The organism is Nitrobacter sp. (genome assembly GCF_051535235.1).
GTDB lineage: Bacteria > Pseudomonadota > Alphaproteobacteria > Rhizobiales > Xanthobacteraceae > Nitrobacter.
The window spans coordinates 1-23,322 of sequence record NZ_JBPPLZ010000010.1; the positions used below are offsets into that span (position 1 = coordinate 1).

General features: G+C 61.7%; 22 protein-coding genes. 12 read left to right on the top strand and 10 right to left on the bottom strand.

The window, feature by feature from the left end; genetic code table 11:
• Positions 1-345: 345 nt before the first annotated feature.
• From ahcY to ACS3WA_RS12960, 3 genes are all read right to left on the bottom strand, one after another.
• Positions 346-1,785, bottom strand: coding sequence for an adenosylhomocysteinase (ahcY, locus tag ACS3WA_RS12950; RefSeq protein WP_438278928.1), 1,440 nt, complete (start codon positions 1,783-1,785; stop codon positions 346-348).
• A gap of 170 nt (positions 1,786-1,955) precedes the next feature.
• Entirely contained in the window at positions 1,956-3,152 is a 1,197-nt protein-coding gene (gene metK / locus ACS3WA_RS12955) for a methionine adenosyltransferase (protein ID WP_438278929.1), read from the bottom strand.
• A 219-nt stretch (positions 3,153-3,371) separates the two neighbouring features.
• Positions 3,372-4,724, bottom strand: a complete 1,353-nt coding sequence (locus ACS3WA_RS12960) for a hypothetical protein (RefSeq protein ID WP_438278930.1) — start codon at positions 4,722-4,724, stop codon at positions 3,372-3,374.
• A gap of 216 nt (positions 4,725-4,940) precedes the next feature.
• Between ACS3WA_RS12960 and ACS3WA_RS12965 the strand changes: the two genes are divergently transcribed.
• A complete protein-coding gene (locus ACS3WA_RS12965; RefSeq protein ID WP_438278931.1) occupies positions 4,941-6,251 on the top strand; it encodes a UDP-glucose dehydrogenase family protein in 1,311 nt (436 codons plus the stop codon).
• A 258-nt stretch (positions 6,252-6,509) separates the two neighbouring features.
• Positions 6,510-7,127 carry a glyoxalase superfamily protein gene (locus ACS3WA_RS12970; protein ID WP_438278932.1) on the top strand — a complete coding sequence of 206 codons (618 nt, stop codon included), beginning with the start codon at positions 6,510-6,512 and terminating at the stop codon, positions 7,125-7,127.
• Between the two features lie 80 nt (positions 7,128-7,207).
• On the opposite strand, the gene ACS3WA_RS12975 is transcribed toward ACS3WA_RS12970, so the two are convergent.
• Together ACS3WA_RS12975 and ACS3WA_RS12980 are read right to left on the bottom strand one after the other, a co-directional pair.
• Positions 7,208-8,212 (bottom strand): cytochrome-c peroxidase, encoded by a 1,005-nt coding sequence (locus ACS3WA_RS12975; RefSeq protein WP_438278933.1) that lies wholly within the window; start codon positions 8,210-8,212, stop codon positions 7,208-7,210.
• An 8-nt stretch (positions 8,213-8,220) separates the two neighbouring features.
• Complete coding sequence (locus ACS3WA_RS12980; RefSeq protein ID WP_438278934.1) at positions 8,221-8,427, bottom strand: hypothetical protein; 207 nt, start codon at positions 8,425-8,427, stop codon at positions 8,221-8,223.
• 233 nt (positions 8,428-8,660) lie between these two features.
• Between ACS3WA_RS12980 and ACS3WA_RS12985 the strand changes: the two genes are divergently transcribed.
• The gene (locus tag ACS3WA_RS12985) at positions 8,661-9,095 is read left to right on the top strand and encodes a YybH family protein (RefSeq protein WP_438278935.1); all 435 of its coding nucleotides are present in this window, start codon (positions 8,661-8,663) and stop codon (positions 9,093-9,095) included.
• 127 nt (positions 9,096-9,222) lie between these two features.
• Here the strand turns inward: ACS3WA_RS12985 and ACS3WA_RS12990 are convergent, their stop codons facing one another.
• Positions 9,223-9,759, bottom strand: coding sequence for a hypothetical protein (locus tag ACS3WA_RS12990; protein WP_438278936.1), 537 nt, complete (start codon positions 9,757-9,759; stop codon positions 9,223-9,225).
• Between the two features lie 338 nt (positions 9,760-10,097).
• Between ACS3WA_RS12990 and ACS3WA_RS12995 the strand changes: the two genes are divergently transcribed.
• Positions 10,098-10,376 carry a hypothetical protein gene (locus tag ACS3WA_RS12995; RefSeq protein WP_438278937.1) on the top strand — a complete coding sequence of 93 codons (279 nt, stop codon included), beginning with the start codon at positions 10,098-10,100 and terminating at the stop codon, positions 10,374-10,376.
• A gap of 38 nt (positions 10,377-10,414) precedes the next feature.
• Here the strand turns inward: ACS3WA_RS12995 and purU are convergent, their stop codons facing one another.
• From purU to ACS3WA_RS13015, 4 genes are all read right to left on the bottom strand, one after another.
• Positions 10,415-11,278, bottom strand: coding sequence for a formyltetrahydrofolate deformylase (gene purU / locus ACS3WA_RS13000; RefSeq protein WP_438278938.1), 864 nt, complete (start codon positions 11,276-11,278; stop codon positions 10,415-10,417).
• 127 nt (positions 11,279-11,405) lie between these two features.
• Positions 11,406-12,431: an MraY family glycosyltransferase gene (locus ACS3WA_RS13005; RefSeq protein ID WP_438279011.1), complete on the bottom strand. Its 1,026-nt coding sequence runs from the start codon at positions 12,429-12,431 to the stop codon at positions 11,406-11,408.
• A 138-nt stretch (positions 12,432-12,569) separates the two neighbouring features.
• Entirely contained in the window at positions 12,570-13,730 is a 1,161-nt protein-coding gene (locus ACS3WA_RS13010; RefSeq protein WP_438278939.1) for an AGE family epimerase/isomerase, read from the bottom strand.
• A gap of 208 nt (positions 13,731-13,938) precedes the next feature.
• On the bottom strand, positions 13,939-14,847 hold the full coding sequence (locus ACS3WA_RS13015) for an NAD-dependent epimerase/dehydratase family protein (RefSeq protein ID WP_438278940.1): 909 nt from the start codon (positions 14,845-14,847) through the stop codon (positions 13,939-13,941).
• A gap of 382 nt (positions 14,848-15,229) precedes the next feature.
• Between ACS3WA_RS13015 and ACS3WA_RS13020 the strand changes: the two genes are divergently transcribed.
• Genes ACS3WA_RS13020 through ACS3WA_RS13055 form a run of 8 tightly spaced genes read left to right on the top strand, consistent with a single transcriptional unit; the run spans position 15,230 to position 23,295 of the window.
• Positions 15,230-16,618, top strand: coding sequence for a GHMP family kinase ATP-binding protein (locus ACS3WA_RS13020; RefSeq protein ID WP_438278941.1), 1,389 nt, complete (start codon positions 15,230-15,232; stop codon positions 16,616-16,618).
• Positions 16,608-17,462, top strand: a complete 855-nt coding sequence (locus ACS3WA_RS13025) for a class I SAM-dependent methyltransferase (RefSeq protein WP_438278942.1) — start codon at positions 16,608-16,610, stop codon at positions 17,460-17,462. Before ACS3WA_RS13020 ends, ACS3WA_RS13025 begins: the two co-directional genes overlap by 11 nt.
• Positions 17,459-19,384: an N-acetylneuraminate synthase family protein gene (locus ACS3WA_RS13030; RefSeq protein WP_438278943.1), complete on the top strand. Its 1,926-nt coding sequence runs from the start codon at positions 17,459-17,461 to the stop codon at positions 19,382-19,384. Before ACS3WA_RS13025 ends, ACS3WA_RS13030 begins: the two co-directional genes overlap by 4 nt.
• Positions 19,381-20,082: an acylneuraminate cytidylyltransferase family protein gene (locus ACS3WA_RS13035; protein ID WP_438278944.1), complete on the top strand. Its 702-nt coding sequence runs from the start codon at positions 19,381-19,383 to the stop codon at positions 20,080-20,082. The genes ACS3WA_RS13030 and ACS3WA_RS13035 overlap by 4 nt, the downstream gene beginning before the upstream one ends.
• Positions 20,069-20,839, top strand: coding sequence for an SDR family oxidoreductase (locus tag ACS3WA_RS13040; protein WP_438278945.1), 771 nt, complete (start codon positions 20,069-20,071; stop codon positions 20,837-20,839). Before ACS3WA_RS13035 ends, ACS3WA_RS13040 begins: the two co-directional genes overlap by 14 nt.
• Entirely contained in the window at positions 20,836-21,684 is an 849-nt protein-coding gene (locus ACS3WA_RS13045) for a sugar phosphate isomerase/epimerase family protein (protein WP_438278946.1), read from the top strand. The genes ACS3WA_RS13040 and ACS3WA_RS13045 overlap by 4 nt, the downstream gene beginning before the upstream one ends.
• Positions 21,681-22,442, top strand: coding sequence for an SDR family NAD(P)-dependent oxidoreductase (locus tag ACS3WA_RS13050; protein WP_438278947.1), 762 nt, complete (start codon positions 21,681-21,683; stop codon positions 22,440-22,442). The genes ACS3WA_RS13045 and ACS3WA_RS13050 overlap by 4 nt, the downstream gene beginning before the upstream one ends.
• Before the next feature lie 13 nt (positions 22,443-22,455).
• Complete coding sequence (locus ACS3WA_RS13055) at positions 22,456-23,295, top strand: SDR family oxidoreductase (RefSeq protein ID WP_438278948.1); 840 nt, start codon at positions 22,456-22,458, stop codon at positions 23,293-23,295.
• Positions 23,296-23,322: the final 27 nt, after the last annotated feature.

A 23,322-nucleotide genomic window follows, 5' to 3' on the forward strand; every position in this document is an offset into this window, starting at 1 on the left:
GCGCAGCCGAAGCCGGTGAAAACACCGGCCCGGGGCAAGAAGGCAGCGCCCAAGCAAACTGCCAAGCTGTCGGATTTTCTCGCGGCCCAAAAGAGCAACGGCCGGACGACGTGAGGCGGATTGCGTGGCCGCCGGGCGCCTATGATTGACAAGGAACACACAGCCCCGGATCGTTCCGGGGCTTCTGTATTTTCGGGCTTTCGTGTTTCCTTCCGTCACTCCCCGACACGCGATTGCGCACCTGTGGGCGTCGCGTCGCAACTATTCCGGAATCCGGTTATCGCGTGAAGCTGGATTCCGGATCGGCTTGCCATAAGCCGTCCGGAATGACGGATAATTGGCCGCTCAGTAACGGTAGTGATCGCTCTTGAACGGGCCTTCGACCTTGACGCCGATGTAGTCGGCCTGGTCCTTGCGCAATTCGGTGAGCCTGACGCCGATCTTGTTCAGATGCAGCCGCGCCACCTTCTCGTCGAGCGTCTTGGGCAGCACGTATACCTCTTTCTTGTACCTGCCGTCCTTGTTGTTGGCGAACAGTTCGATCTGCGCCAGCGTCTGGTTGGTGAACGACGCCGACATCACGAAGCTCGGATGTCCCATGGCGTTGCCGAGGTTCACCAGGCGGCCTTCCGACAACAGGATCATGCGCTTGCCGTCCGGGAAGGTGATCTCATCCACCTGCGGCTTGATGTTGTCCCACTTCAAATTCTTCAGCGCGCCGACCTGGATCTCGTTGTCGAAATGCCCGATGTTGCAAACGATGGCGCGATCCTTCATCGCCCGCATATGCTCAACGGTGATGATGTCCTTGTTGCCGGTGGCGGTGACGAAAATGTCGGCGCGGGGTGCTGCGTCCTCCATGGTCACGACCTCGTAGCCTTCCATAGCCGCCTGCAGCGCGCAGATCGGATCGATCTCCGACACCATGACGCGGCAGCCGGCCTGTCGCAATGAGGCAGCCGAACCCTTGCCGACATCGCCGAAGCCCGCGACCATGGCGACCTTGCCGCTCATCATCACATCGGTGCCGCGGCGGATGCCGTCAACCAGCGACTCGCGGCAACCGTAGAGGTTGTCGAACTTCGATTTGGTGACGCTGTCGTTGACGTTGATGGCGGGCCACAGCAGCGTGCCGGCCTTCTGCATCTCGTAGAGACGATGCACGCCGGTGGTGGTCTCTTCCGAAACGCCCTTGATGGATTTGGCGACCTCGCCGAACCAGCCCTTCGGCTTTTCCTTCAAGAGGCGCTTGATGAGCGCGAACAGCACCTCCTCTTCTTCCGCGCCGGGCTTGTCCAAAAATGCCACGTCGCCCTTCTCGGCGCGCACGCCGAGGTGGATCAGCAGCGTCGCGTCGCCGCCGTCGTCGAGGATCATGTTGGGATGCCCGCCGCCGTGCCAGTCGAACAGTTTTGCGGTGTAGTCCCAGTATTCGGTCAGGGTCTCGCCCTTGACGGCGAACACCGGAATGCCGGCGGCCGCGATCGCGGCGGCGGCGTGATCCTGCGTCGAATAGATGTTGCAGGAGACCCAGCGGATGTCGGCGCCCAGCGCCTTCAGCGTTTCGATCAGCACCGCGGTCTGGATCGTCATGTGCAGGGAGCCTGCGACGCGCGCACCCTTCAAGGGCTGCTTTGAGCCGTATTCCTCGCGCGTCGCCATCAGTCCGGGCATCTCGGTCTCGGCGAGCGAGATTTCCTTGCGGCCGAAATCGGCAAGGCCGATGTCCCTGACGATGTAGTCGGTGAAACCTGCGGGCGTCTTGGCGGCGGTAGCGGTGGTCATGTCGATCGGATCCCTTGTTGCGGCTCCCCCTCCCCGTCTGCAAGCGAGTGAAGAAGCGGCGTCATCTTTCCTTCGTCATGGTCGGGCTCGTCCCGGCCATCCACGTCTTGCTGACAAAAAGAAAGACATGGATGCCCGGCACAAGGCCGGGCATGACGTCTTGCTTGTTGTCACACCGCGCGCTTGATCACCTCGGCGAGGTCGGTCTTCTCCCAGGAGAACCCGCCCTCGTTGTCCGGCGTGCGGCCGAAATGGCCGTAGGACGAGGTGCGCGCATAGATCGGCCGGTTCAGATCGAGATGCTTGCGGATGCCGCGCGGCGTCAGGTCCATCGCCTCGGAGACGATCCGCTCCAGCGTGTCTTCCGGCACTTTTCCGGTGCCGTGGGTATCGATGTAGATCGACAGCGGACGCGCCACGCCGATCGCGTAAGCGAGCTGCAAGGTGCAGCGGTCGGCAAGGCCAGCGGCGACGATGTTCTTGGCGAGGTAGCGCGCGGCATAGGCCGCCGAGCGGTCGACCTTGGTCGGATCCTTGCCGGAGAAGGCGCCGCCGCCATGCGGCGCCGCGCCGCCATAGGTATCGACGATGATCTTGCGGCCGGTCAGGCCGGCGTCGCCGTCGGGGCCGCCGATGAAGAATTTTCCGGTGGGATTGATGTGCCAGATGGTCTTGTCGGTGATCCAGCCCTTCGGCAAGGCTTCGCGCACATAAGGCTCGACGCGCTCGCGCACCTGATCGGAGCTCATGTCCTCGACGAGATGCTGGTGCGACACCACGATTTCGCGCACGCCGACCGGCTTGCCGTTCTCGTATTGCACCGTGACCTGGCTTTTGGAGTCCGGACCCAGTACCTTTTCCTTTCCGGAGTGGCGAGCCTCGGAGATCAGCCGCAGGATCTTGTGGGCGTAGAAGATCGGAGCCGGCATCAGGTCCGGCGTCTCATTGCAGGCGTAGCCGAACATGATCCCCTGGTCGCCGGCACCCTCTTCCTTGTTGGTGCCGGGCTGCAAGGCATCGACCCCTTGCGCGATGTCGGCCGACTGCGGATGCAGCAGGATCTCGATGTCGGCGGTCTTCCAGTGAAAACCATCCTGCTCGTAACCGATGTCCTTGATCGCGGCGCGGACAACGCTTTCGATCTTCTCCTTGGTGACGGATTCAGGCCCGCGGGTTTCTCCGGCGATCACCACCTTGTTGGTGGTGGCGAGCGTCTCGCAGGCGGCGCGGATCGCCCACGGATCGATTCCGGCTTTCGGACCCTCGCTGAAAAACAGATCGACGATCTCGTCCGAAATTCGGTCGCATACCTTGTCGGGATGCCCCTCCGAAACCGATTCACTCGTGAACAAATAAGATCCGCGCATCAATCGCCCCTTCATCCGCCTGAGACGGCGGTCCTTTCGTGCTGTTGACCTGGTGTGGTGGCTCTGACATTCGCTTCAGTATTGCCGCGAGTCCTACAAGCGAATGTCAGAGCCAAAACCACACCAGAATATTTATTTTGCTAGTGTTCCTATGGTTCTAACATTCGCATAAGAACTCGCTGCGAAGTGATGCGAATGTTCGAACCGGAACACCAGATGTCAGTCGCGGCGCCGCGAGATGACGTAGGATTCGTCGTAGAACCAGAGACCATTGTGCTTGCGCAAAACCTCCCTGGTGGCGTCCAGATAGCGGCCGCTTTGGGTCATTTCCGTCAACCGGTCGTCTTCGACTTGAGCGACGTAGACCGCCGCATTCCACGCTGCGAAGGCCGTCGAGGTACCGATCGATCCCGTGACCTCATTGGGCAGCGCTTCCATTTCATAGCGAAAAATCGAACGGTGGTCGGCATAAGCGTTGAAATTAAGGTCGCGCCCCACCGAGCCGAGCTCGTATTTCACAGCGCGCAATAGCTCATGACGGCTCACGGCGAAAGGGTTTTCTCCGGGCCAGACCGCCTGGACAATCTCCAGCCCGGGATCGCCGCCATGAGAATGGATTCCTATTAAACGCCCGCCGGGCCGCAACGCCTTCGCCAGGGGGGCGATGATCCGCCGGGCCCTGAACGTGAGGGAAGACCTGGCTCGGTACGGCTGGGAAGCGATCACCAGATCGAAGTTGGCCTCGACCCGTCCGGCGCGCGGGATGACAGAATCGAGCAGGAATTGGTGATCTTCCCGGTAGATTACCAATACGACCGGCCGCTCGTAGACCGGCATCCCCGTGACCGGACTGACGTTCGCCCGCCAGTTCTCCTCGAGATCCGGCCACAGGTCCCGGATCTGCGCCTCGAACTCGCCGGAGGATGTCCCCCGCAGCGGCACCTCGCGCCAAACCATGCCGGCCGCGGCCTGGGGCGAACGGGGCGCAAGCCATGGCGCTTCCGCGTAGTGCATGTTGGTCAGCACCATGACGGTCGCCGGATGCTCGAACAGCCGGTCCGGCGCCTTGTCGAGCGTCAGCTTGATGTCCTCGAGGCTGAGTTCCTTGCCTGCGACATAGAACGGCATGTGGGGAAAGCGGACGTGCATGGAGCGCATCACCCGCGCCAGCACGGTGCCGTCGCCGACGCCCGCGTCGAACACCCGCAGCGCCGGCGGGCGTGGATGAATGCTGCCGAACTCCAGTGCGACGCGGTCGGCGATGACGCGCTTCTCGCTGCAGGTATGGACGAACAGCAGATATTTCTGCCGGTTCTCGAAGAAACGGAAATTGGCGCGGGGATCGCGCCGCTCGATCGGCTCCGGCCGGCGGATGGAGGCCGCGCCATCCGGCGAGCCCGAGGCGATACAGGCCTCGATCCGGTTCAGCGTATCGATGGTGATGCGCTTGCCCTCGCGCAGCCGCTGCACGAGTTTTCCGTCATTGACGGCGCGCCGGCCAAAGGTCGACTCCGCCATCCCGGCCTGGCGGCAATAGTCGGATATCTGGCTCAGCAGTTGGTCGTTTGTCACGGCAGTTGATATGGGCCATTAAGATGGGCAATAGAAAGAAGGCCTGCTTTCCTATCATGATCTGCCCACCATTGAAACCGCTTATCCGGATTTTGCTTTCCGGATCACAGCCGCAGACGAGGAAGGTGGCAGATACCTCGTGACCCCCGCGCTCCGTCTGCTAAGACGCGGGCCTGACAGCCGCCTCCCGCGGTCGCATGCCGATAGGTTTATTCGATGCACATTGCCATGATTGGCACGGGCTATGTCGGCCTCGTGTCCGGAGCCTGCTTTGCCGATTTCGGCCATCAGGTCACCTGCGTCGACAAGGATGCGGACAAGATCGCGGCGCTGCGCCACGGCGAGATCCCGATCTTCGAGCCGGGCCTCGAGGCGCTGGTCGCGACCAACGTGGCAGCGTCGCGGCTCGATTTCACCACCGATCTGGCCGGTCCGGTGGCCGAGGCGGATGCGGTGTTCATCGCCGTCGGCACCCCCTCACGCCGCGGCGACGGTCATGCCGACCTCAGCTACGTCTATGCCGCGGCACGCGAAATCGCGGCGGCGGTGCGCGGCTTTACCGTGGTGGTAACCAAATCGACCGTGCCGGTCGGCACCGGCGACGAGGTGGAGCGGCTGATCTTCGAGGCCAATCCGTCGGCAGATGTGGTGGTGGCGTCCAACCCCGAATTCCTGCGCGAGGGCGCCGCGATCCGCGATTTCAAGTTTCCCGACCGCATCGTGATCGGGACCTCCGACGAACGCGGCCGCAAGGCGCTCGGCGACATCTACCGGCCGCTGTCGCTCAATCAGGCGCCGCTGATGTTCACCGCGCGCCGCACCGCCGAACTGATCAAATACGCGGCCAACGCCTTTCTCGCGACCAAGATCACCTTCATCAACGAAATCGCCGACCTGTCCGAAAAGGTCGGCGCCGACATCCAGGAGGTCGCGCGCGGCATCGGCCTCGACAATCGCATCGGCACCAAGTTCCTGCACGCCGGCCCCGGCTACGGCGGCTCCTGTTTTCCCAAGGACACCCGTGCGCTGGTGAAGATCGCGGAAGACCACGACACCCCGCTTCGCATCGTGGAGTCGGTCGTCACCGTCAACGACAACCGCAAGCGCGCGATGGCGCGCAAGGTCGCGCAGGCGCTCGGCGGCAATCTGCGCAACAAGACCATCGCGGTGCTGGGGCTGGCGTTCAAGCCGGATACCGACGACATGCGCGAGGCGCCATCGATCCCGCTGATCACCGGCCTCCGCGACATGGGTGCAAAGGTGCGCGCCTTCGACCCCGCAAGCATGAAGGAAGCGCGGCGCGAGCTTCCCGATATCGCGTATTGCGACGACGTCTATGCCTGCGCGGAGGGTGCCGACGCGCTGGTGATCGTGACCGAATGGGTCCAGTTTCGCGCGCTCGACCTGCCGCGGCTGAAACGCATCATGAAGCAGCCGGTCATGGTCGATCTGCGCAACGTCTACCGGCCGGACGAGATGGCGGAACTGGGTTTTGCCTACAGCAGCATCGGCCGGGACCGAGCGTAGATCGTTTTCTCCGAAAGCTCATGCTGGAGTGCTGGCGGAAGGAGCAGCGTCGGAAACGCTATCTCCTATCCAGCCATATAGAACGGCACGATTGAACGAATCACGCAACTTGCTACTATTCTGGTCAGGCTATGCGGCCTGCCGCTCGCTCCTTCCGGAATGGTGAACGCACAAGTTTTACATGGTTTGACCCTGTCTGGGCGGCCGTCAGCAACGCGAGCACTGACATCGAATGCGCCCCGACCACGGAGACAGATCATGGAAAGTATCACGCGTTACAAGTCCATGGCGAAAGCGATGCGTCATGCACTTGCCAAGCGTCACATACGTCTGCCGCATAGCGCCTGTCTTGAAATCGTGGCCAGCCAAGCCGGCTTTTCGGACTGGAACGTTTTGAAAGCCGCCTGCGAAAATGACTTATCGCTAACTCTGACGGTCTTCATCGAGCATGGCCGGCAAGCTGAAGCGGTCAGATTTTATGAGGCGGTTTTCGACACGTCTTCAATCGCCATCTATAGCCCGGATAACCAGTGGATCGGGTTTGACGTGCGAGTTGGCGACAGCGTGATTTCGGTTGCGGGATCAAACCCGCGACGTGAGGCGGAGCCCTGCCGGGGCGGGCCATTCTTTCCAAAGGAGAAAGGTGCGGTCAACGTGATCCTTCGCGTGACAGTGGCCGACGCCGAAGGCGTGCTGCAAAGAGCGGTTGCCGCTGGGGCCATGGTTCGCGACAAGCTGCAAGTCAGCACTCACGGATTCCGAGCCGCGGCGTTCTTCGATCCCTTCGGCCACATCTGGGCGATCGAGGAAAAATCGCCAAGCCGTCCAAGTCACGCCAGACATCACCCACGAGGCTATCAATCTCCCACGCTGTAGCGGGGATAAACGACGCTGTTCTTCGAACGGCTATGCTCGGCCATGACGGATCGGTTGTTTCCGTCAAAACGGAAACCGCTTCAGAGGCGCTTGCCGCAAGCCTCATCAGGCATGGCAAGCGATTTGCGCCTGATAAATTCGGGATCGGCGAGCGACTCAAGAAACGCGATCAGACGATTCACCGCGGCCGGCTCGTAGGTCCGGCCGTGCCTTGCGATAGCATCCTCAAGCGACCGCGACGATCCATCATGCCACCAGGGACCCGTCAGCGTGACGTTGCGCAGCGAGGGCGTCCGGAACTTGCCGCGGTCGGCGTCTATACCGGTTTTCTCGAACAGGCCCTGATCGGCAAGCGTGGGGTCGGTCGGCCCCAGCCGATGCATGGTCAGGTCCGTGAACCGTGGCCCCGAATGACATGTCTCGCAATCGCGAGCGAACAGCAGCGAGCCCGCCTTCGCATCCGGAGTGAGTTGCTGCCGGTCCCATGCGCTGCCATGGGAAACGAGCGTGCGCTCGAAGCTCGCAAGGGCACGCGCCACGTTGGCGAAGTCGATGCGGCCGCCATTTTCAGGAAAGGCGCGCGCGAACATTGCCCGGTAGCAGCCATCGCGCCCGAGCCGCGCGCCGATCTCGGCTTCGCGCCCGGCCATGCCCATCTCGACGGGACGGGTGCCGAATACCGGTAACGCCGCCTGCGTCTCGAGCGTCGTGTTCGCCGGATCCGCAAACATCAGCGGTGTGAACCAGGCAACATTGGCGAGCCCGGGAATGTTGCGCCGCCCCGGCTCGTCGGTCACGCCGGGATGGGTGCGGTTGCCATCGGCAAAGGCATGCTTCTGCTCGTGACAGGTGGCGCAGGACATGGTGCCGTTGGCCGAGAGATCGGCGTCATAGAACAGGCGACGGCCCAGCTCGACCTTGGCAGTGGTGATGGGATTGTCGGCCGGGATCGGCGGCGTCGAAACCCCGGCAGGCAGCGTCCAGCGCCATGCCGGATCCGCCGCTCTCCATGGAAACATGAATGGCAGCAATATCAGCAGGAGTCCGGCCGACAGCAGCAGCAACGATTTGCGCCAAGCCGACATGGATGGGATCACGGCAAGCGCGTGCGTGACGTGCTCACCTCGTTCTCGGCCGCCTGAAATTGAGACGGGCCAGTCCAGCGCGCGAGGCGCCCGGCGAACGCGATCGGAGCGATATTGGCAGGCGCGGTGGCTTGCTGCGCTTCGACAGAGCTGGTTGCAGCGCCAACCGACGCCAATGCAGCCGACGCCAGACCCCACACCATCGCGCTGCGCATGCCTGTCCTCATCATCGTTATTTTTATACGGATATAATGAAATCGACACTCGCACAATATCGGACGCGGCAAAGCGTTTTGGCAGGCTGCGACCATGATGCGGAGATGATGCGCGCGATCGTTCCAAGTTCGAGGAAGTTTGACCAAAGGCAACCGAACCCTTTCAGGGTTCACCGACTCATAATGTTCCGCTATGGAGCAGCGCACGGACGGTCATCGGATGGATCAGACGCGTGAACCACCATCGATTCAGTCTTCTTTTCCTGTTCCTCATGCTGCAATTCTGCTGTACCGGCGCGATCGCAGACGATGCCACCGACATCAGAACCCGGCTGCAGCAATGGACTGCCAGCTTCAACGGCCGGGACAAAGCTGGCGCTTGCGACCTGTTCTCGAAATCGCTGATCTCCGATGTGCGCGGCCAGGGTGAAGCGAACTACGAAACGCGTTGCGCAACCATCAGCAAGGCGCTCGACGATCCGAAGCGATCATTCCATTATGACCTCAACATCAAGGAGGTCATCATTGCCCAAACCGTCGCCATCGTGCGGCTGGACTGGTTCCTGAAGATATCACCTGGCGATGTGACCAGCACTGAAACCGGTCTCGACGTCTTTAAAAAGGAGAGCGACGGACGTTGGCGCATCATTCGCTATATGTCTTATTAGACCTGACGGACAATCCGTTGGCGCTCGGGAGGCCATCCGATCCATTACGTCGGTCTAAGACTGACTGTTTGTTTTCCCAGTCATTAATCCCCACTCGCGATCAAAGATCGCTGGATCGACACAGGGATCACGGCAGGCGCGCGACCAGCGCCGTCATCTGCGGCTGGCCATTGGCCGAAATCTGCAGCGTATAAAGGCCGGCGGTGAGAGGATAATCCACCATCTTGCGGATTCCGGTGCAGTGTGGCCCGTGCCCGTGAGCGGTCGATTTCACGGCCTGCTCATCGCGCACGAGATCGATCCAGGCGGCCGAATCGAGCGCCACCCGATAGGTACCGGCCTTGGGCACGTCAATCTGCAGCAGGCCGCCATAGCTGACCGAGCCCCCCGGCTTCTCCGGGCGGAGCGGATAGCGCACCTCTGGCGTCTGCAGCAGCGTGAGACGGGCAGCCTGGCCGACCGGCAGGCGCGCGTGTGAGGTATCCGCCTCATTCCCTGCCGCCTGCAATTGCGATGGCGCGGTCCAGGGCGCGAGCTCTCCGGTGGGCGCGACCGGTGCGGCGCAGGCTGGCGCTGCGGCTTCCTGCGCCTCGGCAGGCTGGTTCGCAACCGCGACCAATGCCAAAGTCCCCAATGCCAAACCTCGCACCATGATCCTGTGCATGCCTGCCCCTATCAGTTGTATCGACTTGAATATAGCGAATGGCCGATCGGACAACCACTCATCAGAGGTTGTTCGGGTGCGTCACGGTGACCGTCAGACGATAGCGAGGGTCAAGATCAGCGGCGCGCGACGTCGACGACAGCCCTGCTCTGCGCGAGCTTGCCACCGGCCGCGCCAGATGGTTACACCATACGGTACTGAATTACCTCAATCGCGCGGAGGCCCTCAGCCGCTCATCTTTTGGGAAGGTTAACCATTCAATGATCCGGTTGAGCCGGACATCCACCGAAGGCGACGCTGCCTCGCAATTTCCACACCGGGATTTTATCCATCGAGCCATGCCCCATACAGCGCGCCGAATTCCGATCCTGCTTTGCGCCCTGTCGCTTGTGTGCAGCCTGGGAGGCTGCGGCAGCATCAATTCGCATCTGGCGGCCGGAATGGGCGACGCGATTCCGCAATGGGCCGGCGGACTTCCCGCCGACGCGCCGCCACGACCCGGCACGGCGAAATACGACGAGATGATGAAAGAGCGCGAACGCGAGCGCCTGACCCCGAAGACGAAAGACGCCGCCGCTCAGCCGTCGAACAATAACGCGATGAGCCCGATCCACTGACAGGCGGCTCGCCACTGACATGCGGCTCGCCGCGCCACTCAATCCATGAACACCACGGTCTTGCGGCCATTGAGGATCACGCGGTCCTCCAGGTGATGCCGAATCGCGCGCGCCAGCACCCGCCGCTCGATGTCGCGCCCCTTGCGGATCAGCGCGTCGGGCGTATCGCGATGGCTGATGCGCTCGACGTCCTGATCGATGATCGGCCCCTCGTCGAGGTCGCTGGTGACGTAATGCGCGGTCGCGCCGATCAGCTTGACGCCGTGCTCATGGGCTTGATGGTAGGGCCTGGCGCCCTTGAATCCCGGCAGAAAGGAATGATGGATGTTGATGCATCGCCCCGAAAGTTTTGAGCTCATCTCGTTCGACAGGATCTGCATGTAGCGCGCAAGCACCAGCAGATCGGTGCCGGTCTGCGAGATCAGTTCGAAGATGGCCGCTTCCTGTTCGCGTCTGGTCTCCCTCGTCACCGGCAAGTGGTGAAACGGAATGTCGCCGAAATCGAGATGCGCATAGATTTCGCGCGGATGATTGGACACGATGGCGGTCGGGATCATCGCAAGCTCGCCGGTGCGCCAACGGTACAGAATGTCGACCAGGCAATGATCGGACTTCGACACCAGCAGCATTACCTTTCGCCACGCGGCTCGATCGCGCATCTGCCAGGTCATGGCGAAACGTTCGGCGATCGCGGCAAAACCGATTTGTAATACCGAAAGCGTCACCGCGAGATCGGCGGCATTGAACACCACCCGCATAAAGAAGCGGCCGGTCTCGGCGTCGTCGAATTGCTGGGCATCGATGATGTTCTGGCCGCTCTCGGCCAGGAACGTCGATACCGCGGCCACGATTCCCGGCCGGTCCGGACAGGAGAGTGTCAGCACATATTGATGATGGGGCATGGCGGCGAATGACGCTTATTGAGCGATCGGGATGGAATTTTGCTCTATCACCTGCATCGGTCTTGCACCACTCTCCCCGGCGGGGCGTTAACCGCAAGCGATCCGCCTCACATATCACGAACCGACGTCAAACTTTCTTCGCAGGGCACGAACGCGCAAACCGGAATAACGTGAACACGGTCGCAGCGCACCCGCTTGTGAGCAACGCAATTTTCATGACGATCGATTGCGTCAAGACCGATGCGATTGCAAGCGCGGCGAGCACTAAATTGAGCGCAAACACTTCCCCTACGACGCGCCATACAACGTATCCATTGTCGGTTGCTCGCTGGTAGAAATGCGAGCGGTGCGCCGACCAGAATGGTTCGCCTCGCGCCATGCGGCGCAACAAGGTCGCCGTGGCATCGAAAAAATAATACATTGGCAACAGGAGTGCCGCTGCGTATTGCCTGTCGTAGCCGAGCTGCAAAAGGCACCAGCCTAACAGAAGGCCGATCGGCAGGCTGCCCGCGTCACCAAGAAAGATCTTCGCAACTGGTCGGTTGAAGGGTGCAAAGCCGAGCATCGCGCCGCACAGCGCTGCGGCAACGAAGGTTGGGGCAGTTGGAAATTCGCCAAGCGCTCCAAGTATCATCAACGCGACGGTGACCGGGACGACCTCGACGACGGTCATCCAGTCCAATCCGTCCATGAAGTTGACGAGATTAACGAACCAAAGCCCTGCCAGTAACAGCAAGGTGCGCTCGATCCAAAGCGGGCAGGCAGGAACGATCTGGAGTTCGCCCGACGCCGAGAAGATGACGGCCGCCACGGCCGCGCCTTGTAGCAACAGCCGCGGCAGCACGGCGATGGATTTGATGTCGTCGGCGAAACCAACCACAGCGATGAACACGGACGCGGTAAAGACCGCGATCGGGATTTTCAGGTCGGTTGAGCCGGCACCCGCCATGATTCCGGCTACCAGCAGCGTTGCTGTGATGACCGCAATTCCCGCTCCTTGGGGCGTCGGAATGCGGTGCGATGAGCGCACATTCGGCTGTGCCAGGACATGGCGCAACATGAGTGGCCGGATCGCCCATATCATCGCAGCCGAAAGCATCCCAGATGCAAGCAGCGAAAAAAGCGACAGGAGCAGTTTCGGGGGCGGCATCATGGAAATCGTGACATTCACTTGCCGAAAAACGCTCTATTCAAAATCGGTATGCTACATCGCATAGTTAACAACTTTGAGAAGGTCATGCGTTTGTCCCGCTCCACTCCCGCAGGACGCCTCGGAATTCTGATGGCCGCTTCACCTCAACACCGCGTCCGCTTCAACGACCGCGCAGAGTACGTGGTAGAATGACGACGCCGGAATGGTCGGGATCAGCAAGTTGCCCTCGCGATCAAACTGATCGTACCATCCTCCCGCAACGGGATGACTGAGATAATACCGCTCCAGGCGCGACAATGCTGCGCGCGCCTCGTCTGCGGCCCCCGCTTCACCGGACTCGGCTTGCGCGATCCACGCCTTGGCGATTTCGGTCTGCGGCCAACAGCGCTGGCTGTGCCGCTTGATTTCGCCAGCCGCATTGCCCTCGTCGACGAGGCAACCGGTGACATCGTCCCGATAGCGCAGCGCCGACGCCAAAAGCTCGGCACGGAAGCGCCCGGTCGGACAACCCGTGATGCGCTCAAACCCCTTCAACAGCCAGACCCATTCCGCCTGGTGGCCGGGCTCGACACTCACCGGCTCGATTCGCGACCAGTCCGCCTCAAAATATTCGCCGAGCACCTTTTTCTTCTTGTCGTAAAGGTGCGCCATGAACAGCGCGAAGAAATCCTGAGCCCAATTCAGGAACACCGTGTCGTGGGTTGCGTCGAAGGCGGCGATCATCGCCTCAAACAGATGCATCTGCGGATTTTGCCGACGCGGCATCGATGGCGGCCGTCCTTCCAGAACACCGCCGTGCGGCGAACGTAACTGACTGTCAAGGTATTCACACAGCATGTCGATCTCGGCGCGAACCTCCGCATCGCGATCGAGAGAGTAAACCGTCGCCAGTGCGAGCAGGATAAAGGCGTGGTCGTAACTGTCGCGCAACGGATCGAGAGCCGATCCGTCATGCGCCAGAACATGCACAAACCCAGGCTTGCCATCGGGGCTTTTTGCTTTGGTCAGGAGATACTCCAGCGCCTTCAGCGCGATCTCACGCCCCTGCGGGTACCAGCCGATCTTGGCCGCCCTGGCGAAGCAATAGATCTGCCGGGCTTGAACGAAAACCCGGCGCGGCGCGAGGCGATCGGCGCGGCCATCCGACGTGAGCCGGTCGATAAAGCCGCCGGTGGCGCGATCCCACCCTTCCGTCGACCAAAGCGGAAACGAATGATCGATGAGGCGGGTCTTCAGCTTCGCGACGATATCGTCGGAATCGGACCCGTTTGTTACCGCGGCAGCATCTATTCCAGCCATTAGGTTCTCTTGGCTATTTCCTGGAAGGCTCCGAAAATCGACTGGACCTGCCCGCACCGGCTTGTCGGCGGCTGCGAGCCAGATACTCCGTTACGAGAGTTTCATTCAAGGCTCTGTGGATTAACGCATCGGGAATTCTGGGGAGCGCACGATATCTCTGCAAATTTATGTTTCTGCGAATGAGGGAGACGAGCCAATCCGTAGCCGCTCAACCCGGGCATGAACGAACTGGAGCCGGCTCGGTCGGATTCCAGCCGATCGCGAGTAGCTTCGTAGGCAACGCAACCAGAGGACAGCCTAGCCGTTCCCACATCGAGTCCTGCCCGGCGGCCTTGAGAAGAGCTTCAACCCACTTCTCCGGTATCGGTACCAGCCACGATCGCCTGCCGAGGCTGTTACGGTAGCGGCGAATGAGGTCGGCGACATTGACAGGTGTCGGATCCGAGACGATGAATGTTTCATTGCGCGCACGGGGATTGACGAGCGCGGTCTCGACGGCTGAATTGAAGTTTTCGATCGACAGCACCGAGCGTTGCGCGGTCAAGGCGCCGAACGGAAGCGGGATCGGCAGTCGCGCGATCCTGTGGAAGACCGCGAAATTGCCCTTTTCCCCCGGACCGTAAATCACGACAGGACGCAGGATCGTAAACGGAATCCCCGAGGCGAGGACAGCCCGTTCGGCGGCAAGTTTCGATCTGCCGTAGGCGTTGCTGGGCTTGGGCGGGTCATTCTCGCTCAATTGGGTGGCCGAAGATGAACCGGATTGGGCCGCAATCGATGAAACCAAAATCAGGTGCTTGATGCCGCAACTGGACGCGGCGAGGCTGAGTTCCGCGGTCGCCCGATGATTGATGCGGTCCCATAGATTTTCCGCAACGAGCTTGTGTGCAACGCCGGCGAGATGGATCACAACATCGCATTTCCGCAGCAATGGCTCCCAGTCGAACGGCTGGGACAGATCGGAAAGCCTGGCACCGACGACGTTCGGATCCTCGGACCTGCGCGCCGATCTTGAGGCCGCAATCACCCGGTAGCCTCGCCGCGCCAGATAAGGCACCAGATGCCGCCCGAGAAACCCATCTGAGCCCGTCACCAGCACACGGATTTGATCATTCATCTGAGCCAAAGCTTCGGACCTATGACTTTGGACGCCATTTTAATCCGTTTTGCAAAGCATCGAAGGTACTTTTCCCTAACTCAAACAGAGGGTGATCAGGCTAAACCCGATGTTCCGGTTATAAATGAGGCGCTGCTGCAACTTGCGCCCCCCTGACGGCTGCCGTATCTAGCTGCTGGGGTCTGATTCAACTGCGTGGAATCGGACTCTAATCCTGTCCTTCTGATCGAGCATGTTTTTGTCCGAAAACCGGTTCCGTCCCGGATCAAGTCCGGGGCAGGCTTTTTCGGGGTCATGCTCTAGGTGATCGGCGGCCCATCGCTTTACTATGCAGCGACATCGTCAAACCGCGGTCGGATCGCGCTCTTTGGACCCGAAAAAATTGCTGGATCGCACACTCGTTTCCATTGCCGAGACCGACACCATTGAAGAAGCGTTTCGGCGGCTCAATGTCAACATGCTCGGAATCCTGTTTGCCGAGGATGCCGCCCGGCGTGTGGTCGGAGCGGTCACCGACGGCGACATCCGCAGGAAGCTGCTCGACGGCGTTTCGATCCACCAGCCGGTGGCCACCTGCGTGAACCGAAACTTTGTCTGGGCCAATGCCGGCGCGCCTCGCGAACAGATTCTCAAGCTCCTCGATCAGCGCGTCCATGTCGTCCCGATCCTCGATCCCGAGCGCCGTCTGGTCGACATTTTCAGCCGCGACTTATTCAACCTGAGCGAAGAAAGCGAAGTCTACGCCAGGGCGCGCTCTCCGGTGCGGATCAGCTTTTCCGGCGGCGGCACCGATCTCACGCACTACTTCGTCGATAATGGCGGGGCCGTCATCAACGCAACGATCGCGATGTATGCGCATGCGACCCTGCGGCGGCGGAGCGACTGCCGGATCAAGATCTATTCGCATGACTTCCGTTGCACGGTCGAGGCCGAGGATCTGGCGGCGCTGGACGGCGGCGGCGAACTGGCTTTGATCAAGTCCGTCATCCGGCTGATCAAGCCGACCTATGGTTTCGACCTCGACGTCTCCGCGGACTTTCCGGTCGGTTCCGGTCTTGGTGGTTCGGCTGTCGTGTCGTCCGCAATCATCGGCTGCTTCAACGAGTTCCGGTCCGATCAATGGGACCGGCACGAGATCGCGGAAATGGCGTTTCAGGCCGAGCGATTGATGCTGAACATCCCCGGCGGCTGGCAGGACCAGTACGCCACCGTGTTCGGGGGCTTCAACCATATGGAATTCTCGTCCGAACAGAACACCATCGTTCCGCTTCGGCTCGATCCGAACATCATCGCCGAACTCGAGGAAAGCCTGGTGCTGTGCTACTCCGGCTTCAATCATGACTCCGGCGACGTGCATCGGGACCAGAAAGCTCAGCATCAGGGCAGCGATGCGGTCGCAGCGGCGGCGCGGCAGAAGGAGGTGACGCGAGAGATCCGGCATCATCTTCTGCGCGGACATCTGCTCGATTGCGGCCGCTTGATCGACGAAGCCTGGCACGCCAAGCGCAGGCTGAGCTCGAAGATCAGTTCAGCCGAACTGGATGCGATTTACGATCATGCCAAGGCCAACGGCGCGGTTGGCGGCAAGCTGCTGGGGGCTGGCGGCGGCGGCTATTTCATCTTTTTTGTCCGCCCGTTCGAGCGCTACCCCCTGATCACGGCCCTGGAAGACAAGGGCTTGCGCTGCTCGCGCATCACTTTCGAGGAAAATGGCCTGCGGACCTGGAAGTCGCGCATTACGAGTTGCTCGGGGGCTGGCGATGCAAAATAACATTCGACCTTCATTGGAAACTGAAACCACCAGCCCCGGTGGCGAACTGATTTTCCGCGACGCGTGTCCGCTTTGCAGATCAACAGATCGAAGCCCGTTTCGCACCGTCGAGCGCGGTGGATCGCGCCACGAATTGGTGAAATGTTCAGGGTGCGAATTTGTCTATGCCGTAACGGCGCGTGCAGATACCGCCGATCACGGGGATATCTCCAAACTCTATTGGCGCTTCCGCAGCCGTCATCATCAGATCAGACGGCTGATCCACACGCATCTGAAGCCGGGCTCACAAGTGGTCGAGATTGGGTGCGGTCGAGGAGAACTCGGCTACATCATGAAAGACGATCCCTATATCTATACAGGTTACGAACCGGCCAGCGGCTTGTCCCACTTCGGCCAACAGCACGGCGTCAACATCGTGCAGGCTATCTTCAGGAGCGAGACGGCGCCACGGGCCGACGCCGTCGTCATCGACAACGTCCTGGAACATGTGCTCGACCCGCAGGGCCTGCTGGCCGACGCGATCGCGACTCTCCGCGGCGATGGGCTCGCCATCGTTATTGTTCCGAACCGCGACGACCTGCGGCAGATTGTGCCGAGCTGGCGCCACGCGCGGCACTGGATTCCTCCTGATCACATCAACTACTTCTCCAGGGTGGATGTCGAACGCATGTTTGTCAGTTGCGGCCTGCAAGCAAAGCCGTTTGGATTCCATGCGTTGTCAGTCCGCGACTATCGGTATTTCCCGCGCGCGGTGCTCGAAGTTGCCAGGATATCCTTGCTTGGACACAACGTCTACGCCGTGAAGCATCGGCAAAATCAGACAGAAGGCATGCTGACGCAATGAACGAAGCTTTCGCAGGCGGTTCGCAGCCGCTGAGGATCGGCGACCGCATGCTCGGCGACGGACAGCCCTGCTTCGTCATTGCCGAAGTCGGCAACAACCACAATGGCGATTATGACCGCGCGATCGCGCTGGTCGATGCCGCCGTCACTGCCGGCGCCGATTGCGCCAAATTCCAGATGCGCAAGCTGGACGAGGTCTATCGCGCCTCCAGCCTGTCCGGAAAGGACGACGACCTCGCCGTCGAATATACGCTCGATCTCCTGCGCCGCTTCGAATTGTCCACCGAGCAGCAGCGCCGCATCGCGGCTTATTGCGCCTCGAAGGGCATTCGATATCTCTGCACGCCCTGGGACGCGTCGAGCGTCGCAACGCTCGAAACCTTCGGCGTTGACGCCTACAAGGTCGCTTCCGCCGATCTGACCAACCTGCCCCTGCTTGGCAGGCTTGCTGCCACCAAGAAGACGCTGATCGTCTCGACCGGCATGAGCACGACCGAGGAAATCAGGCTCGCCGCGAAATTCCTCGACGAGCGTTCGGTTCCCTACGTGCTGCTGCATTGCCAGAGCACGTATCCCGCAGCGCTGCACAATATCCATCTCAGATTCATGGAAACGCTGCGCGCGATTCATCCGCTGGTCGGCTATTCCGGTCATGAGCGCGGCATCGCGGTTTCGATCGGCGCGGTCGCGCTCGGCGCGGTCGTGATCGAGCGCCACATCACGCTCGATCGCGAGATGGAAGGCCCGGACCACGCTGCGAGCCTCGAGCCGGAGGAGTTCAGGGCGTTGGTCAATGGCATCCGCGAAGTGGAGGCCGCGCGCGGCGAGCCGCTGGCGGAACGTGCGCTCAGCCAGGGCGAACTGATCAACCGGGAAAACCTTGCGAAAAGTCTCGTAGCCGCGCGTCCGATCGCGGCAGGCAGCGTCGTGACCGAGGAGGACCTCGCCGTCAGGAGCCCCGGGCAAGGTCTCTCGCCCCTCAGGATGCGAGCACTGATCGGCCAGCGGATCACCCGCGCGATGGCGACGGACGATTACTTCTTTCCCAGCGATCTCAGCGAGGGCACGGCAAAGGCGCGGCGCTATCGCTTTGGCCGGCCGTGGGGCGTGCCGGTGCGCTATCATGACACCGAACGCTTCCTCGCGATCTGCCAGCCCGATCTCATCGAGTTTCACCTCAGTTACAACGACATGGAGCGCGATCCGGCGGCTTATCTATCGGGAACTTACGATCTCGACTTCGTGGTCCACGCGCCGGAGCTTTTTGCCGGCAGCAAGCTGATGGATCTGGCGACGCCGGATGAAGCCTTGCGCCGCTATTCGCTGGAGCAGACCCAGGCCGTGATCGACATCACGCGGGGCCTGAAGAAGTTTTTTCCGAAGACGAAGCGTCCTCCGATCGTCGCCAATATCGGCGGCTTCACCATGGACGAGCCGCTGCCGCCGGAGCAGAAAGCCGAGCGCTACGAGATCTTCGCCGCCAGCCTTGGCGAACTCGATCTCGACGGCATCGAACTGATCCCGCAGACCATGGCACCCTTCCCCTGGCACTTCGGCGGCCAGCGCCACCAGAACATCTTCATCTTCCCGAAGGAGTCGGCGGCATTCTGCGCCAAGCACGATTTGCGGATGTGCGTCGATATCTCCCATACCAAGCTTGCCGCCAACCATTTCGGCTTCGACTTCGCCGAAGGGCTGGCACAACTGGGACCGCATACGGCGCATCTGCATTTCGGAGACGCCAGGGGCCTTGATGGTGAGGGCCTGCAAGTCGGTGAGGGAGAGATCGACTTCGACCAAATCGGCACCGTGCTGCGCCAGCACGCGCCGGAGGCATCCTTTATCCCCGAGATCTGGCAGGGCCACAAGAACATGGGTGAAGGCTTTTGGACGGCGCTGGAGCGCCTCGAGGGCCGCATATGAGCGGACAGGCGTCTGGAAGGACGCTGGCCATCGTCGCCGCACGCGGCGGCTCCAAGGGCATTCCGCACAAGAACCTGATCGACATCTGCGGCAAGCCGCTGATCGCCTGGACCGTACTCCAGGCGGCTGCGGCCAGCGGCGTCAACGTCGTGGCGGTCTCTTCCGACAGCGACGCGATTCTCGCGGCGGCCGAAGCCGCCGGCGCCGTCGGCGTGCGGCGCCCGACCGAGATTTCAGGCGATCTCGCCTCGTCCGAATCTGCGTGGCTCCACGCGCTCGACCAGATCGATGGCAAGCTCGGCCCGTTCAGCCGCATCGTCGCCCTGCAGGCGACATCGCCGATTCGCGAAGCCAGCGACATTGACGACGCGCTCGCGACTTTCGAGCGCGACAAGCTGGACAGCCTGCTCTCGGTCTGCGAAGTCGAGGATTATTTCAACTGGCGGATCGGCAAGGATGGCCCGGAGTCGATCAATTACGACTATCGCGACCGGCGCATGCGCCAGCAGATCGAGAAGCGATATCTCGAGAACGGCTCGTTTTACGTGTTCATTCCAAGCCTGCTGCGCGAGAAGAAGAACCGGCTCGGCGGCAGGATCGGTTTTCATGTGATGGAACGCCACAAGATGTTCCAGATTGATCGTCCTGAAGACGTCAGGCTGTGTGCCGCCATCATGCGAAGCTATGGCTATGCATAGCCTCGACCGGTTCTCGCTCGCGGGGCGTCGTGCGATCGTCACCGGCGCCTCCCGCGGGATTGGCGCGGCGATCGCGGCGGGCCTTCTGGATGCGGGCGCGGAAGTGTTCGGCTTCAGCCGCTCAGGCACGGCACCGGCCGGCGTGCAAGCGATCACCTGCGACTTGTCCGACGACGCGACCATCCGCCGGGCGCTGGACGATTTTGCGAAACACGGCGCCAGACTGGACGTGCTGGTCAACGCGGCCGGCATCAGCCTGCCGGCGCTCGGCACTGCCGACGAGCTTGACCGGTTCCGGCAGACGATCGCGACCGATTTGACCGGCGTTTATGCAACCATCCTCGCCGCCTTTCCCCTGCTCAAAGCAGCCGGCGACAGCTCGGTCATCAATGTGACCAGCATCAATTCGGTGCGCGGCTTCCCCGGCAATCCCGGCTATGTCGCGGCCAAGGCAGGGCTTGCCGGCTTGACCCGGGCGCTGGCCGCGGACTTCGCCGCCGACGGCATTCGCGTCAACGCGCTTGCGCCGGGCTATGTCGCGACCGCCATGACAGCCGCAAGCTTCGCCGATCCGACCATGCACGCGGAACGCCGGCGCCATACCATGCTCGGTCGCTGGGGCGATGCCGACGACATGATCGGGGCTGCGATTTTTCTCGCCTCGCCCGCCTCAGACTACATGACCGGCCAGGAGATTTTCGTGGACGGAGGCTGGACCGCCAAGGGGCTGGCCGTCAGCACGGATGGAAAGCCATGACGGCAACGGGCGAACGGATCGGCTTCATGCAGGGACGGTTGTCGGCGCTGGTCAACGGCAAGATCCAGGCGTTCCCCTGGAGCGAATGGCGTGAAGAGTTTCCGCGCGCCAGGGCGCTCGGCCTTTCCCGGATGGAATGGACCATCGATCAGGATCGCTTACGCGAAAATCCGCTGACGACCGAGGCCGGCCGGAGCGAAATCGAGCGCCTGATCCACGAGCATTCGCTGCGCATCCGGAGCCTGACCGGCGACTGCTTCATGCAGGCGCCATTCTGGAAAGCGACCGGCCAGACGCGCGAGGCGCTGCTGGCCGATCTCGATCTGGTGCTCGCTTCATGTTCTGCGCTTGGCATCGAATTCGCGGTGATCCCGCTGGTCGATAACGGAAAGCTCGAGACGCCCGATCAAATCCAGGTGCTCCTCGGCGCCCTGCTCGCGCGAGCGGAATCGTTGTCGAAGCAGAATGTGAAGATCGTCTTTGAATCCGATCTGCCGCCGGCCGAACTTGCTGCTTTCATCGCCAGGCTTCCGGCCGAGAATTTCGGCATCAACTACGACATCGGCAACAGCGCCGCGCTCGGTTACGACTGCGTCGAGGAAATCGCCGCCTACGCGCCGCGCATTCTCAACGTCCATGTGAAGGACCGTCTGCGCGGCGGGACCACCGTGCCGCTGGGAACCGGCGCAGCCGAACTGGCCAGGGCGATCGGACTGATCGAGAAGTCGGGATATTCCGGTCAGTATATCCTGCAAACGGCGCGCGCGAGCGATGACGATCATTCAACCCCGCTGCGGCGCTATCGCGACATGACGGTGCGATGGATTGAGGATATCAATCAATGAAGCTGGAGTTGGAGGGCCGCGTTGCGCTCCTCGCCGGCGCCAGCCGTGGCATCGGTCTTGCCATCGCGCATGCGCTCAAGGCGGAAGGCGCAGAGCTGGCGCTGGTGGCGCGAGGTCGGGACAGCCTTGAGCAGGCTTGTGCTGATATCGGCGGCCACGCATCCTCCCATCCCGCCGACGTCGCCGACCCGAACGCCGCGCTCGCACTGGCGGGCGAAGTGGAAATGCGACACGGCCGAATCGACATTTTGATCTGCAATGTCGGCAGCGGCACATCCGTACCGCCGGGACATGAGACGTCAGCGGAGTGGCGGCGCGTTCTCGATCTCAATCTGTTCGCGGCCACCAATATGATCGAGGCGGTGCGGCCGATCATGCAGCGAGGCACGGGCGATCGCGCGATCGTCTGCATCTCCTCGATTTGCGGTTTAGCCGCGCTCGGCGCGCCCGTGACCTATTCCGCAGCCAAGGCCGCGCTCAATGCCACGGTGCGCGGACTGGCGCGCCCGCTCGCCGCCGACGGCATTCGCATCAATGCGGTCGCGCCCGGCAATATCCTATTCGAAGGCGGGACGTGGTCACGCAAGCTGGCGGAAAACAAAGCTGGCGTCGAAAACATGCTGGCGCGCGAAGTCCCGCTGCGCCGGTTCGGTACGCCGGCAGAGATTGCCGATGTCGTCAGCTTCCTGGCTTCGCCTCGCGCCGCCTTCATAACGGGAACGGTGGTCGTGGCCGATGGCGGCCAGTTGCGTGCCTGAAAAGGAATATTCCATGACAGCCCCTTCCGCTCGCTACGACCTGTCCGGCCGCACCGCACTGGTCACCGGCGCCGGCGGCCTGCTCGGAAGGCAGCACACGACGGCCCTGGTCGAGGCCGGCGCGCGCGTCGTGGTTACCGATATCGGGCTTGCGCCATGCGAGACGGCGATCGCGACCATCAGGGAAATCGCGCCAAAAGCCGACCTCGTTCCCTTCGCACTCGATGTCACGTCCCAGGAGTCGATCCAAGCTGCAGCGATCGATCTGTCGAGCCGCGGCGTGGAGATCGATATTCTCGTCAATAATGCCGCGATCGATCCCAAGGTGATGTCGACGCCGGGTGTCATGCACTCGTCACGCTTCGAGGCCTTTCCGGTTGCGCAATGGCAGACGGAGATTGCGGTCGGCCTCACCGGCGCGATGTTGTGCGCTCAGGTCTTCGGCACTCCAATGGCCCAGCGCGGACGCGGCGTGATCCTGAACATCGCCTCCGATCTCGGCGTGATCGCGCCCGACCAGAGAATATACCGGCAGCCCGGCGTCGGCCGCGATGAGGAGCAGCCTGTCAAACCCGTGACCTATTCGGTGATCAAGCACGGCCTGATCGGGCTGACAAAATATCTCGCGACCTATTGGGCCGATCGCGGTGTGCGCGTCAATGCGATCTCGCCGGGCGGCGTTTTCAACAACCAGGATCCGGCTTTCGTCGAAAGACTGACTCGCCTGATCCCAATGGGCCGGATGGCGAAGGTCGACGAATATCGCTCCGCCGTTCAGTTCCTCTGCTCGGACGCATCGAGTTACATGACGGGACAGAATCTCGTCATGGACGGCGGACGGAGCGTCTGGTAGCGCGGACCTCTCCACTCCGCCGTAAAA